This is a genomic window from Thermochromatium tepidum ATCC 43061 (assembly GCF_009664085.1).
GTDB classification, from domain to species: domain Bacteria; phylum Pseudomonadota; class Gammaproteobacteria; order Chromatiales; family Chromatiaceae; genus Thermochromatium; species Thermochromatium tepidum.
The window spans coordinates 1,350,053-1,362,960 of record NZ_CP039268.1 but is presented as its reverse complement, the minus strand read 5'-3'; the positions used below and the strand labels follow the sequence as shown (position 1 = coordinate 1,362,960).

Annotated in this window: 13 protein-coding genes and 2 pseudogenes; 4 read left to right on the top strand and 11 right to left on the bottom strand. The window is 65.4% G+C overall.

The window, feature by feature from the left end; translation table 11 throughout:
- Window positions 1–107: 107 nt before the first annotated feature.
- From E6P07_RS06250 to E6P07_RS06210, 10 genes and pseudogenes are all read right to left on the bottom strand, one after another.
- Complete coding sequence (locus E6P07_RS06250; RefSeq protein ID WP_153974817.1) at window positions 108–1,793, bottom strand: complex I subunit 5 family protein; 1,686 nt, start codon at window positions 1,791–1,793, stop codon at window positions 108–110.
- The gene (locus E6P07_RS06245) at window positions 1,790–3,295 is read right to left on the bottom strand and encodes a proton-conducting transporter transmembrane domain-containing protein (RefSeq protein ID WP_153974816.1); all 1,506 of its coding nucleotides are present in this window, start codon (window positions 3,293–3,295) and stop codon (window positions 1,790–1,792) included. Before E6P07_RS06245 ends, E6P07_RS06250 begins: the two co-directional genes overlap by 4 nt.
- A pseudogene (locus tag E6P07_RS14200) lies at window positions 3,292–4,149 on the bottom strand (proton-conducting transporter transmembrane domain-containing protein); the annotation flags it as partial. The pseudogene E6P07_RS14200 and the gene E6P07_RS06245, both read right to left, overlap by 4 nt.
- A gap of 732 nt (window positions 4,150–4,881) precedes the next feature.
- Window positions 4,882–5,265, bottom strand: a pseudogene (locus E6P07_RS14195) (proton-conducting transporter transmembrane domain-containing protein); the annotation flags it as partial.
- Between the two features lie 232 nt (window positions 5,266–5,497).
- Window positions 5,498–5,845 carry an NADH-quinone oxidoreductase subunit K gene (locus E6P07_RS06235; RefSeq protein WP_153974814.1) on the bottom strand — a complete coding sequence of 116 codons (348 nt, stop codon included), beginning with the start codon at window positions 5,843–5,845 and terminating at the stop codon, window positions 5,498–5,500.
- Window positions 5,842–6,522 carry an MnhB domain-containing protein gene (locus E6P07_RS06230; protein WP_153974813.1) on the bottom strand — a complete coding sequence of 227 codons (681 nt, stop codon included), beginning with the start codon at window positions 6,520–6,522 and terminating at the stop codon, window positions 5,842–5,844. Before E6P07_RS06230 ends, E6P07_RS06235 begins: the two co-directional genes overlap by 4 nt.
- Window positions 6,523–6,771 (bottom strand): Na(+)/H(+) antiporter subunit B, encoded by a 249-nt coding sequence (locus E6P07_RS14190; protein WP_153974812.1) that lies wholly within the window; start codon window positions 6,769–6,771, stop codon window positions 6,523–6,525.
- The gene (locus E6P07_RS06220; protein ID WP_246172991.1) at window positions 6,768–7,049 is read right to left on the bottom strand and encodes a cation:proton antiporter; all 282 of its coding nucleotides are present in this window, start codon (window positions 7,047–7,049) and stop codon (window positions 6,768–6,770) included. Before E6P07_RS06220 ends, E6P07_RS14190 begins: the two co-directional genes overlap by 4 nt.
- A 10-nt stretch (window positions 7,050–7,059) precedes the next feature.
- The gene (locus tag E6P07_RS06215; protein ID WP_153974810.1) at window positions 7,060–7,326 is read right to left on the bottom strand and encodes an MrpF/PhaF family protein; all 267 of its coding nucleotides are present in this window, start codon (window positions 7,324–7,326) and stop codon (window positions 7,060–7,062) included.
- Window positions 7,327–7,431: 105 nt separating this feature from the next.
- Entirely contained in the window at window positions 7,432–7,992 is a 561-nt protein-coding gene (locus E6P07_RS06210; protein WP_246172958.1) for a Na+/H+ antiporter subunit E, read from the bottom strand.
- A 281-nt stretch (window positions 7,993–8,273) separates the two neighbouring features.
- Here E6P07_RS06210 and miaB point away from each other — a divergent pair, with 281 nt between their 5' ends.
- From miaB to E6P07_RS06190, 4 genes are read left to right on the top strand one after another with little or no spacing between them, the layout of a single operon-like run.
- Window positions 8,274–9,608, top strand: a complete 1,335-nt coding sequence (gene miaB / locus E6P07_RS06205; protein ID WP_153974809.1) for a tRNA (N6-isopentenyl adenosine(37)-C2)-methylthiotransferase MiaB — start codon at window positions 8,274–8,276, stop codon at window positions 9,606–9,608.
- Window positions 9,605–10,576 (top strand): PhoH family protein, encoded by a 972-nt coding sequence (locus tag E6P07_RS06200; RefSeq protein ID WP_153974808.1) that lies wholly within the window; start codon window positions 9,605–9,607, stop codon window positions 10,574–10,576. Before miaB ends, E6P07_RS06200 begins: the two co-directional genes overlap by 4 nt.
- Window positions 10,573–11,076, top strand: a complete 504-nt coding sequence (gene ybeY / locus E6P07_RS06195; RefSeq protein ID WP_153974807.1) for an rRNA maturation RNase YbeY — start codon at window positions 10,573–10,575, stop codon at window positions 11,074–11,076. The genes E6P07_RS06200 and ybeY overlap by 4 nt, the downstream gene beginning before the upstream one ends.
- 23 nt (window positions 11,077–11,099) lie before the next feature.
- Window positions 11,100–11,984: a CorC family transporter gene (locus E6P07_RS06190; protein WP_153974806.1), complete on the top strand. Its 885-nt coding sequence runs from the start codon at window positions 11,100–11,102 to the stop codon at window positions 11,982–11,984.
- A gap of 58 nt (window positions 11,985–12,042) precedes the next feature.
- Here E6P07_RS06190 and phoU read toward each other — a convergent pair whose 3' ends face one another.
- Window positions 12,043–12,672: a phosphate signaling complex protein PhoU gene (gene phoU, locus E6P07_RS06185; protein WP_343031247.1), complete on the bottom strand. Its 630-nt coding sequence runs from the start codon at window positions 12,670–12,672 to the stop codon at window positions 12,043–12,045.
- Between the last annotated feature and the right edge of the window lie 236 nt (window positions 12,673–12,908).

Sequence of the window (12,908 nt, the reverse complement as noted above, 5' to 3'; positions counted from 1 at the left end):
CTAAAGCCGCGCCCTGAGGCAGGGTCTCTCAGCACCAGCACCACGACCACCATGCCAAATCGATCGAGGGGCTTGTTTCCAGCCTCCAGGACGCCTGGCGGCCGCGATCATGGCCAACCCCAGGCCAGGCCCATGAGCAGCAGCAACAGCCCGATCCAGAGTCCCCCTGCGACCGGCCAGCGTGCCAGCCGAAGCTCGTCCGTGCCGGTGCGGGTCGTGTGCCAGTGCCGCTCGATCCAATCGCACCAGGGATCGAACAGACGCGCGCGCCGGTCTGCCCAGCGGCGTTTGGTCCAACGCCAACTCCAGCGCCACAGCGGCGGCAACGGACGCAGCGCCTCCAGCAGATCACCGGGCGGGATACGGTCGAGCATCCCGTCGAGCATGCCCGGGCGCTGGAGCGCGGCCAGCAGCACGGGCAACCCGAGCGCCAGGGCGATGGCGATGAGGCCGAGGTTGGTTGTCCAGCCGAGCTTTGCCCCATCGCTGAGTGCAATGGCCGGCGGCAGCATCAGGATCAGAGCGATCAGCAGCCCCCAGGCGGCCCCCGCCGATCGATAGCCTGGCTCCGGATGCGGCTCGGTACGCCACATCAGCCACAGAAAACGCGCCAAGAGCAGCACCGTGACCAAGGTCGTCAGTCCCAGACCCGCGCCGAGCCAGCGCCAGTCGAGCACCAAGAGCACCGGCTTGAGCCCATCCTTGGCGATGGCCCCGCCGGTGAGCGGCACGCCGACCATGACCAGCACCAGCAGGCTCAGTCCGGCGAAGATCAGCGGCTGGCGTCTGCTCGTGTGACGCAATCCAACCCCGAGGAAGAGTCCGCCCTTGGTCAGGGCATGGTGTCCGGCATAGAGGGCAAGCGCCGGCACGCCGACCGGAGCCAAGTGAGGTTCGATCAGCAGCAGTCCCAGTGTCAGGGTCATGACGCCCATCTTGGCCACGCTCGAATAGGCCAGCACCACCTTGGGGTTGGTCTGGATCAGACCGATCAGCGGGGCCAGGATCGCCGTGATCAGTCCGGCCAGCACCAGCAGCAGCCCCCAGTGCGGCAGCGCCAAGGCGCCGAGCGGCAGGAAGCGCAGCCAGCCGAGCAGGGCGGCCTTGATCATGGTTCCGCTCAGGACGGCGCTCGCCGGTACCGGCGCGGCCGGATGCGCCAGCGGCAGCCAGACGTGCAGCGGCATCAGACCGGCCTTGACCGCCAGCCCCAGGATCAGCAGCCCGATGGCCAGATCGTCGAGTGCCGTCAGTGCGTTGGCCGAGGGCGCGAGCGAGCCGGTCTGGTGCGCGATCAGCACCAGCGCCATGAAGAGCGTGGTCTCGCCGAGCAGGGTCAGGATCAGATAGACCTTGCCGGCGCGTAGCGACTCGCGCCGTCCGTCGTGGATGACCAGACCATAGGAGGCGATCCCCATGAGCGCGAAGCCGGTATAGAAGCTTGCCAGATCGAGCGCGACGATCAGCCACAGATTGCCCGCCATCGCGAGCAGGAAGAACAGATGGAAACGCGCGGCGTGCGGCGAGTCACGCAGAGCGCGGATGGCATGGACGGCGGCGACCAGCCACAGCAGTGCCGTGAAGCCGAGAAAGATCCGCCCCGGCGTGTCCAGACCCAGGGTGGTGCCGACCAGCAGCCAGGGTAGCTCGATCCGGGTGCCGGCCGGAATCCACAGCGCTGTCGCCAGCGCCGGCAGGGGCGCGAGAGTGACGAGCCAGTGCCGCCGGGGCCGGAGCACCAGCGGCGCGAGCAGCAACGGCCACAGCCAGCTCAGGATCAACGGCAGTGTCATGGCGTGATCAGGACCAGTAGCAGAAGAAGCACGATCACGCCCAGCCACAGCCGGCCGGCGGTGGGCCAGGCGCGTAATGTCCGCTCGGGATCGGGTGGCGGCGGACCGAATCGGTCGCCCAGACCATAGAGATGCGCGCGCGCCGCCTCGACCGTTGCGTTCCAGCGTCCGAACAGCGCGCGCCCCGCCCAGAGCTGGGCGGTCAGGATCGGCTCGACCAGCACCGCCAGATCGCCTAGGCTGCGCCGCCGCGCGGGACGTCCCGAGCCGGGCGCCCGATGCCGGATGGCGAGCGCCAGCGGTGCGGCGATCAGCGCGGCGATGAGCATGGCCCCGGCATTGGTCGGCCAGGCCGACGGCTCGCCGAGCACGAACGGAAAGCCCGCGACCAGTCCGAGCAGCAGGATCCAGGCCGCGAGACTCCAGATCGGAAAAGCGGGTAGGGGGCCGATCGACGTCTGAGGCTCTTGGGAGTCACTGACTGTCGGTGCGGATTCGACCACGCCCGGCGCCGGCCAGATCAACCAGACGAAGCGCGCCATCAATAGCGCGGTCGCCACCGTCGCCAGCATCAGCGCCAGATCGAGCCAGATCCAGCCCGGCGAGAGCAGCACCGGCTTGGCGACATACTTGGCCAGCGCACCACTGGTCAGCGGCGCTCCCGCCAATGCCAGCGCCAGCAGGATCAGCCCCGCCCGCACCAAGGGCCGCGCCGGGTCCAGATCACGCAATCCCAGCCCCAGAAACAGCCCCGACTTGACCAGCGCATGATGCGCGGCATAGAGCGTGAGCGCCCCGACCCCGACCGGCGTCAAGGCCGGTTCGAGCAACAGCAGCCCCAGCAACAGCACGAACAGCCCCGCCTTGCTGATGCTCGAATAGGCCAGCACTCGACGCGGATCGGTCTGTACCAGCCCCACGCCCAGCGCCACCAGCAGACTGACCAGCCCCAGCCACACGAAAAGCATCCCCCACTCGGGCAGTGCGACCTGTCCCAGCGGCAACAGTCGCAGCCAGCCGAGCAGGGCGACCTTGCTCATAGCCCCGCTCAGTACGGCCGCCGCCGGTGCGGGCGCGGCGCCATAGGCCAGCGGCAGCCAGGGATGCAGCGGCATGAGTCCAGCCTTGATGCCGAACCCGATCAGCAGCAGCGTGATCACCGCGCCATCGGGCGCCGGCGTTTCGGGCAGACTCCAGGTCACGCCCTGAGTCCGCGCCATCAGCAACAGCGCCACGAACAGTGCCAGTTCGCCGATCAAGGTCATGGCCAGATAGACACGCCCGGCCCGTCGGCGCATCAGCCCGCCCGGATGCAGGATCAGCCCATAGGCGGCCAGCCCCATGAGGGCGAAGCCGACATAGAACCCGACCGGCTCGCGCGCCAGGATCAGCCACAGATTGCCGGCGAGCGCGAGCAGGAACAGCCAGCGCCGCGCCGGATGCACGGCGAGCGGTGCGAGCAGTAGCGGCACCAGCACCACCGCCAACAACAGCCCATTCATCGCCCATACTCCCGCTCAGCGATCAGGGTCGCCCATTCGAGCGGACTGAAGGGCGCGGCGGCCAGCAATCCCGCGACCACCGCCAGTAGCGCCGTCACCACCGGCGGCCACAAGAGTGCCGGGGCCGTCTCCAGCCGTTTCGACAACACAGGCTCCTTCGGCCAGTGCTCCGGCGGCGGGCGGAACCAGGCGCGATAGAGGATCGGCAGGAAATAGGCGGCATTGAGCAGGCTACTGACGAGCAGCACGCCGATCACCCAGTAGGCCCCGGCCGAAGCCGCGCCCAGCCCCAGATACCACTTGGTGACGAACCCGGCCACCGGCGGAATGCCGATCATGCCGAGCGCCCCGACTGTGAAGGCCAGTGTCGTCCAGGGCATGCGCCGACCGACGCCGTTCATCTCGCTGACCCTGTGCACCCCGAGCGTCTCGGCATAGTTCCCGGCGCAGAAGAACAGCGTGATCTTCATGATGCCCTGGTGCACCAGATGCACCAGACCGCCGATGGTCGCAATCGGGCCGAGCACTGAGGCGCCGAGCGCGATATAGGACACCTGACTGACGGTCGAATAGGCCAGCCGTTTCTTCAGTCCGTCCTGCGACAGCGCCTTGATCGAGCCATAGATGATGGTGGTGGCCGCCAGCACGCCGAGCACGGTCAGCAGCCCCAGATCATGGGCGAATTCGACGCCATAGACGTCATAGACCACGCGCACGATGCCGAAGGCGCCGGCCTTGACCACGGCGACCGCGTGCAGCAGCGCACTGACCGGCGCCGGCGCAACCATCGCCTGCGGCAGCCAGCCATGCAGGGGCACCAGCGCCGCCTTCACGCCCAGCCCGGCCAGCAGCAGGGCCGGGATCTCGGTGCGCGGGTCGGTCAGGAAGCACTTGGGTGTCGGTTCACGGTTGAAGGCGCGCGCCAGCACCCGAAACACATAGGCCGCCGCCAGCAGGGTACCGGCCATCGCCACCAGCGCCCACCACCACTGCCCCAGCGCGATGGCCTGTCCGACCAGCACCCACTTGGCGAAGAAGGCACCGCTCGGCGGCAGGCCGATCAGGGCCACGCCCGCCAGACCGATGGTGAAGGTCGCCGCCGGCAGACTCTGGGCCGCGCCGCCGAGTTCACGGATGCGATCGTGCCCGGTGCTCTTCTGCACCAGCCCGGCGGCGAGGAAGAAACCGGCCTTGGCGAAGCCGTGGGTGAGCGCCAGCAGCACCAGCGCCGTGAGCAGCCGTTCGCGCTCGGCCCCGTCCGGAGTCGCCGTCAGCAGCGGCAGGAACAGGAACAGATAGCCGACCTGGGCCACGGTCGAATAGGCCGCCAGCAGCTTGAGCCGCTCGGCCCGCAGCGCGCGCCAGGAACCCCAGAGCACTGCACCCGCCCCGAGCAGTCCGAGCAGCATGGCCGCCGGCAGGGTTGCTATCCCATCGAACAGATCCAGCCACAGCCGCAGCACCAGATAGACCGCCGCCTTGACCACCAGCGCCGAGAGCGCCGCGCTGACCGGCGCCGGTGCGTTGGCATGGGCCGGCGGCAGCCAGAAGTGCAGCGGAAACAGCGCCGATTTGAGCAGTAGCCCGCCGATCATGAGCGCCAGTGCCGACCAGGCCACCGGGCCGGGCGTCAATGCTTCAGCCACCAACTCCAGATCCAGGGCGCCATACGCGGTATAGAGCAGCGCCACGCCGAGCAGATAGGTCATGGACCCGAGCAGGCCCACCAGCAGATAGCGCAGATTGGCCTCGGCCGCCTCGCGGGTGCCGGTGAGCGCGCCGAGCGCGGCGGCCGAGAGTCCCAGCAGCTCCAGCATCACATAGAGATTGAACAGATCGGCGGCCAGGAATAGCCCGTTGAGCGCCGTCCACAGCAGCAGCCACAGCGGCCAGAACTTCCGGCTTGATTCAGCCGCGCCGAAATAGCCGGTGGCATTGATACTGATGGCCAGTGCGACTAGATTGGCCATGGCCACCAGCGCCGCCGCCAGACCGTCGGCGCGCAGAGCGATACCGAGCGGCACGCCCCAGCCGCCGAGATCCGAACGCAGTCCCTCGCCGCCCCAGACTATGACGGTCAGCCACAGCGCCACGCCTGTGGTCGCCAGCGCCGCGAGCATCCCCAGCGTGCGCGACCAGCCGGGGAGCATGGTGACGAGCAGCGCCCCGAGTAGCGGCAGGGCGACCGCAAGCGCCAGTGGATCAAGCATGGGTTCCGTCCTCCCGGTCATCGACTCCTTGAACGTCGGACGTTTGCTCGGGTTCTTCGCGATCCAGACGCCGGCCGAAGGCGAGCGCCAGCGCCGTGGCGCTGACCGCGACCACGATCCCGGTCAGCACCAGGGCGTGCGGTACCGGATCGGGCGGCGTGTCCAGCCCGCGATAGACGACCGCGACCAGGACATGGAACACTCCGGCTCCCATGATGTTGAGCGCGATCAGTTTGCGCCACAGGGGTTCGTGACTGATGAAGGACCACGCACCGAGCAGGAAGAACAGGAGGCCGGCGCTACCGTAGAGCAGTTGGGTCAGCAGGATTTCGTGGCTCATGGTTCGGCGGGCCTCGTGGTGCGCGGCCGGCCGCCGAGGAAGGCCGCCGCCAGGGTGGCGCCGATGCTCAGGGTCGCGCCGGTCTCGATGGTCAGGATCAGCCATTTGGCCAGCGCGGGCGGATAGGTCAGGAAGCCCAGCCCCCAACCCATGAGCGTCAGCCCGACGAGCGCGAACACCAGAGTGCCGAGCGCGGCCAGCACGCGCAGCCAAGGCTCGCCCGGCAGACCGGCGTTCGGTCGTCCCGAGAGCGCCAGGGTCACACCGGCCGCGCCGAGCAGGGCGCCGGCCTGAAACGCCCCGCCCGGTGCCTGCCCGCCGATCCAGAGCAGATAGCCGCCGGCGATGATCAGCATGGGCACCACCCAGCCGACCAGGCTGTCGAGCAGCAGCGACGCCCGCTGATAGGGCGCCGCCGCCGGGCCGAGCGACCAGATTCCGAGCAGCGCAGCCAGCAGCACCGCCAGTTCGAGCAGGGTGTCATAGGCGCGGAAATTGAGCAGCACCGAGGTCACGGGATTGCTCGCGCCCGACTCGGGCACCCGTTCCAGGGCCAGGGCCGCCAGCCGCTCGCCCTCATGGCCGGTGAGACCGCTCCAGAAGGCCCAGAACAGTAGCGCCCCGATCGCCGCCAGCAGCAACGGGATCAGGAGGGTTTGGGGATTCGAGGATGACATCTATCGTCTCCGGGCCGCGCGTCGGGCGGCGGACAGCATCAGCGCTCCGGTCAGACCTGCACCGATGGCCGCCTCGGCCAGCGCCAGATCGGGTGCGCGCAGTCGCGCCCAGACCAGAGCCAGCAACAGGCCGAACGCAATGAAGAGGATGACCCCGCGCCGGGGTTCGCGGCTGGTGAGCGCGGCGAGCGCCAACCCCAACAGCGTGGTCGAGAGCAGGAGGTCGAAACCGAGCAACAGTGGGTTCATCGATCGTCCTCCCCATCACCACGCAACGCACGTTTGGCGATCAGATGCGCCCCGGTGGCACTCGCGGCCAGCACAAACAGCCAGATGAGCACCAGCTTGATCCCATTCAACAGCCCAGGTCCCTCCAACAGCAGACCGAGCACCAACAGACCCAGCCCGACATTGTCGGCCTTGGTCAAGGCGTGCAGTCGGCTGAGCCGATCCGGCAGACGCATGAGTCCGACCGTTCCGGCGATGAAGAAAAAACTCCGGCCAAGATGCAGGCGATCGCCAGCCAGGACAACGGCGTCATGTATCCTCCTCCACGCGCCGGCGGGTGAAGGCGACGATGGCCACCGCCGCCAGGAGCGAGAATACCAGCGCCACGTCGATCAACGCCGGCACCCGGATCACCGTGATCAACACCAGCAGCAGCCCGATCCCGGAGGTTCCGAGCAGTTGGGCCGCCATCAGGCGGTCGGACGGCGTCGGGCCGATGGCGACCCGGATCAGCCCGATGCTCATGGTCGACAGCAGCAGCAGTGCCACGGCCAGATGGATGTCAGAGAGTGACATACGGATGTTCTCGATTCGTCATGTTTCGTCCCGAAAATGGCGTTCACGTCTGGGCGGCTTTAGCATCCCGGCAGGATTAGGATGTCCGTCTGTTCAGGGTCGGCCTCACTGATCGAGGACGGACACGAGCCGTTCGCCAAAGAGCGCGCCGATCCGCTGTTCTAGTTGCGCGATGTCGGCGTCGAGCAGCGCGCCGTCGCTGGCGTCGAGCGCATGAACGGTCAGGATGTCGCCACGCAGATCCGCGCTCAGCGTGCCCGGAAGCAGACTGAGGGTGTCAAGCAGCAGCACCCGCGCTGAGGCGTTCGCCAGCCTGAGCCGATAGCTGTGCAGGCCTGGTGCGATGTGCATCCGCGGCCACATCACGCGCCAGGCCACGTCGAACGCGCCCCTGAGCGACTGCCAGAGAAAGAAGGGCACGAAGGCCAGGGCCGCGAGCGGGCGCGGCGATCCGCCGGCGCGCCGGCTCAGGTGCAGACTGGACCAGGTCGCCGCGATCACGGCCGGTGCTCCGATCAACCAGGAGGTCGGATCGGTCCCGGCGGTCACCAGCCAGGTGGCCGCAAACAGCCCCAGTCGCAACAGGACGGCGCCGACTGTCGGTTTGGATCGTGTGACATCGAGTCTGAAATCTCCGAGCGGTACAGCGATGAATGAGAGCCCCAATTCTTGGATTAAGTTCAGCCTGGGTGATGATCCATTGGCCTGGAGTGCACACGGATCACATCCAGGTCGCCGCTGAGTCTGGTTGCGACTCGGATGATCACTCCGTCCGGCTGGACCAATCTATACTCAACCTTGACAGAGTTCGGTCGATTCAAGACTATGACCATTTGTGAGATCAGCATACCCATGCTATTTCGTCAGTTCGACGACCAGCCGCAAATTGCGCCCATCCTTTTACCTTGACCCACGAATCGACGCTGCCTGCTGCCCATCAGATCCTCATGTCGCGTAAGCTTTTCATTCAAACCTACGGCTGCCAGATGAACGCCTACGACTCAGCGCGTCTGGCGAGGGCGCTGCATGTCGAATCAGGTCTGGAACTGACCGATCGGCCTGAAGAGGCCGACGTCCTCCTGCTCAATACCTGCTCGATCCGCGCGAAGGCGCAGGAGAAGGTCTTTTCGCAGCTTGGGCGCTGGAAGTCCTGGAAAAGGGCACGGCCCGAGCTGGTGATCGGGGTCGGCGGCTGTGTCGCAAGCCAAGAGGGCGAGGCGATCCGCGCCCGTGCGCCCTATGTCGATCTGGTGTTCGGCCCCCAGACCCTGCACCGCCTGCCGCAGATGCTCAAGGATCTGGAGACCAGCCGCCAGCCCCAGGTTGATGTCTCCTTTCCCGAGATCGAGAAGTTCGACTGCCTACCTGCACCGCACGCCGAGGGGCCGACCGCCTTCGTCTCGGTGATGGAAGGCTGCTCCAAATACTGCACCTATTGCGTGGTGCCCTACACCCGGGGCGAAGAGGTCAGCCGTCCCTTCGACGACGTGATCGCCGAGGTCGCGGACCTGGCCGATCAGGGGGTACGCGAGATCCATCTGCTTGGCCAGAACGTCAATGCCTATCGCGGCCTGATGGCCGACGGCTCCACGGCGAGTCTGGCGCTGCTGATCCGCTATCTGGCGGCGATCGAGGGTATCGGGCGGATCCGTTTCACCACCAGCCATCCGGTCGAGTTCGGCGATGACCTGATCGAGACCTTCGCTGAGGTGCCCAAGCTGGCGAGCTTCGTCCATCTGCCAGTGCAGTCCGGTTCCGACCGCATCCTGGCGGCGATGAAGCGCGGTCATACCGCGCGTGACTATCTCGCCAAGGTCCAGCGTCTGCGTGAGGTGCGCCCGGACATCTGTATCTCATCGGACTTTATCGTCGGCTTCCCAAACGAGACGGACGCCGACTTCAACGCCACCCTCGCGCTGATCGATCAGGTCGGATTCGACCACAGCTTCAGCTTCATCTACAGCCGTCGCCCAGGTACGCCTGCGGCCGACTATCCGGACGCAGTACCGCTTTCGGTCAAGAAGGCACGTCTGGAGCGGCTGCAACAGCGCCTCGACACCAACGCCCAGCACATCAGCCGTCGCATGGTCGGCACGGTGCAGCGGGTGCTGGTCGAGGGGCCGTCGCGCAAGGATTCGGCCCAGCTCGCCGGTCGCACCGAGAACAACCGCGTGGTCAACTTCGACGGTCCGGATGAGCTCATCGGCCAGTTCGTCGCGCTGACCATCACCGAGGCACTCCCCAATTCGCTGCGTGGGCAACTGGCCTACCGAGACGCTTGAGCATCCAACCCCAATCCATCGATCTCGAGTTTCTGCCCGAGGACAATAATCGCCTGGCCAACCTCTGCGGCCAATGCGATCAACATCTCCGTCAACTCGAACGCCGCCTCGGGATCGAGATCAACAATCGTGGGGCGAGCTTCCGTCTGATCGGCGAGGGCGATGCGATACGTCTCGGCGAACAGGTGCTGCGCGCGCTCTATGCCGAGACTGCCGAGGCGGTGCTGACCCCCGAGACCCTCCATCTCACGCTCCAGGAATCCGGTGCAGACGCAATTCTGGAGCAGGTCAAGGATCTGTTGCCGGATGTGGTCATCAGAACCAAGCGCGGTTTGATCCGGGCGCGCGGACCCAATCAGCAGAACTATCTGCACGCCATCCTCAAGCACGACATCAGTTTCGGCGTAGGGCCGGCAGGCACCGGCAAGACCTATCTGGCCGTAGCCTGCGCGGTCGAGGCGCTGGAGTCCGAGCGCGTCCGCCGGCTGATCTTGGTGCGACCGGCGGTCGAGGCGGGCGAGCGGCTTGGTTTCTTGCCTGGTGATCTGGCCCAGAAGATCGACCCCTATCTGCGTCCGCTCTATGACGCACTGTTTGAGATGCTCGGATTCGAGAAGGTCAATAAGCTCATCGAGCGCCATGTGATCGAGGTCGCACCCCTGGCCTTTATGCGCGGTCGGACCCTGAATGAGTCCTTCATCATCCTGGATGAGGCACAGAACACGACGCCCGAACAGATGAAGATGTTCCTGACCCGCATCGGCTTTGGTTCGACCGCCGTCATCACCGGCGATGTCACCCAGGTCGATCTGCCGCGCGGTCAGCCGTCCGGTCTGCGGCAGGCGATCGAGATCCTCAAGGATGTTCAGGGGATCAGCTTCACCTTCTTCAACGCCCGCGACGTGGTGCGTCACGCCTTGGTCCAGCGTATCGTCAACGCCTATGACGCCTTCGAGAATCCGCCATGAGCCTCGAGCTGGAGCTGGATCTACAGATTGCCACCGCGGATACCGATCATCCATCATCGTCCCAGTTCGAGCACTGGGTGCGAGCGGCACTAGAGCAGGCCGATCCGCCCTGGCCGCGCCCGCGCGCCGAGCTCACCATCCGGTTGGTCGCCCCTGAGGAGGGCCAGGCGCTCAATCGCCAGTATCGCGGATGCGACAGGCCAACCAATGTGTTGTCCTTTCCGTTCGAGCCGCCGCCCGGTCTGGACCCGGACAACCCCATTCATGACCTGCTCGGCGACCTGGTGATCTGCACCGAGGTGGTGCGGCGCGAGGCCCTGGAGCAGGGTAAGACGCTGGAAGCCCACTGGGCGCACATGGTGGTGCATGGCGTTCTGCATTTGCTTGATTACGATCATGTTACGGATGCCGAGGCCGCTGTAATGGAAACACTAGAAACGGCGATCCTGAGCGGGTTAGGATTTGACCCACCCTATGACGACCAGGGCTTGCGCAGCTAACCTGGAGGATCAAAAGACAACGCATGGCGAGTGATCGATCTAGCCAGGGTTCGCGATCACGCAACTGGCTCGGACGTCTGGGCCAACTGCTGGGTGGCGAACCACAGGACAGGGAGCAGCTCATCGAGCTGCTGAAGGATGCACGAGAGCGGCAACTGCTGGACGCAGATGCCCTCAGTATGATCGAGGGCGTGCTCCAGGTCTCTGACCTGCGGGTGCGCGACATCATGGTCCCGCGCGCCGAGATGGTCGCATTGCGCCGCGACGATCCGCTGGAGAAGATCCTTCGGATCGCGGTCAAGTCGGCCCATTCACGCTTTCCGGTCACCGGCGAAGACAAGGGCGAGGTGGTTGGCATCCTGCTGGCAAAGGATCTGCTTTCCTTCTGCGTCGGGTCCGAGCGACGCGCCTTCAATATCCGCGATCTTCTGCGCTCGGCGCTCTTCGTGCCCGAGAGTAAGCGGCTCAATGTGCTGCTCAAGGAATTTCGTGCCAGCCGCAATCATATGGCGATCGTGGTCGACGAGTACGGCACAGCCTCGGGCCTGGTGACCATCGAGGATGTGCTCGAACAGATCGTCGGCGAGATCGACGACGAGCACGACTATGACGAAGGTCCAGGCATCTTCCGTCGCGGTGAGAACGATTTCAGCGTCAAGGCGCGCACTTCGATCGAGGATTTCAACGAATACTTCGGCACGGATTTCTCAGACGAAGAGTTCGACACCATCGGCGGGCTGGTGGTCAACGCCTTTGGGCATCTGCCCAAGCGCGGCGAGTCGGTGGAACTTGGACGCTTCCGTTTTACCGTGATGCGCGCCGACAGCCGGCGCGTGCATCTGCTCCATATCGAGTTGCTCGACCCACCGGATCAGTCCCCGCCCGACCTCGCGAGCGATGGGGGCTGACGGGGCCATTGGCTACCCTGTGAGAAGGGGGATCAGGGCGGGAGAGGGCGGTTGAGACTCAGTCCAGATCAGGCGTATACCCTGAGACGACATAGATGGCACGCTCGGCGACATTGGTCGCGCGATCGGCCACGCGCTCGTAGTTGTGCACGATCCACAGCAGATAGGTGCCGGTGGCGGCGAACGCAGCGTCGGCCCGCATGCGTTCCAGCACCTGGGCGATGAATTCATCTTCTTCGCGGTCGACCTGGGATTCCTTCTCGACCGCCGCGCGTAGTGTGGCCTCGCTGCCGTTGCCGACGAAGGCGGCCAGGGTTTGTTCGAGCATGTCGATGGCGTCCTTGGCCAACTCAAGGATGGCAGTGACAGGTTCAGTAGGCAGAGGTTCCTGGACGTCGCGCTCGATGATCCGGGCGACATCGGCGGCATAATCACCAATGCGTTCCAACTCGGAGGCCAGCTCCATGCAGGCGCCGACGGCGCGCAGATCCGTGCCAGCGGGTTTGTAGGCAGCCAGGGTAACAAGGCATTCTTGCTCAAGGAGGCGGCGCTGTTGGTTAATGATCCGGTCACCAGCAATGATGTCAGCGGCCAGCGCCTTGTCTTGGGTCTTCAGACACTCGACCGATCGATACAGGGCCTCGACCACACCCGCGCCGAGATCGCCAACGGCTTCCTGTAGGTGCAAACGTCTCTTTTGAACCAGGTTCAAGTTTCCCATTGTTCCATCCTCTCTTGTTCTATCCTCAGAATCTATGGTGGTTTTGGGTGAATTGCTCGCGATTACGAGCGAGCGTTTCAAGGTGATAGCTTGGATCTTACAGGGTTTTGGAACGTCTGAATAATTATGAAAAATTTCGCATAATGTATATTATGTAAATTAAGCTTAGCCTCCAAGCATCTCCGGGAATCCATTCCCGTCTC

What these genes read in the sequence shown, in the direction of transcription:
- E6P07_RS06250 (WP_153974817.1), bottom strand. Translation starts at nt 1,793, where the DNA reads ATGACACTGCCGTTGATCCTGAGCTGGCTGTGGCCGTTGCTGCTCGCG.
- E6P07_RS06245 (WP_153974816.1), bottom strand. Translation starts at nt 3,295, where the DNA reads ATGAATGGGCTGTTGTTGGCGGTGGTGCTGGTGCCGCTACTGCTCGCA.
- E6P07_RS06235 (WP_153974814.1), bottom strand. Translation starts at nt 5,845, where the DNA reads ATGAGCCACGAAATCCTGCTGACCCAACTGCTCTACGGTAGCGCCGGC.
- E6P07_RS06230 (WP_153974813.1), bottom strand. Translation starts at nt 6,522, where the DNA reads ATGTCATCCTCGAATCCCCAAACCCTCCTGATCCCGTTGCTGCTGGCG.
- E6P07_RS14190 (WP_153974812.1), bottom strand. Translation starts at nt 6,771, where the DNA reads ATGAACCCACTGTTGCTCGGTTTCGACCTCCTGCTCTCGACCACGCTG.
- E6P07_RS06215 (WP_153974810.1), bottom strand. Translation starts at nt 7,326, where the DNA reads ATGTCACTCTCTGACATCCATCTGGCCGTGGCACTGCTGCTGCTGTCG.
- miaB (WP_153974809.1), top strand. Translation starts at nt 8,274, where the DNA reads ATGTCGCGTAAGCTTTTCATTCAAACCTACGGCTGCCAGATGAACGCC.
- ybeY (WP_153974807.1), top strand. Translation starts at nt 10,573, where the DNA reads ATGAGCCTCGAGCTGGAGCTGGATCTACAGATTGCCACCGCGGATACC.
- E6P07_RS06190 (WP_153974806.1), top strand. Translation starts at nt 11,100, where the DNA reads ATGGCGAGTGATCGATCTAGCCAGGGTTCGCGATCACGCAACTGGCTC.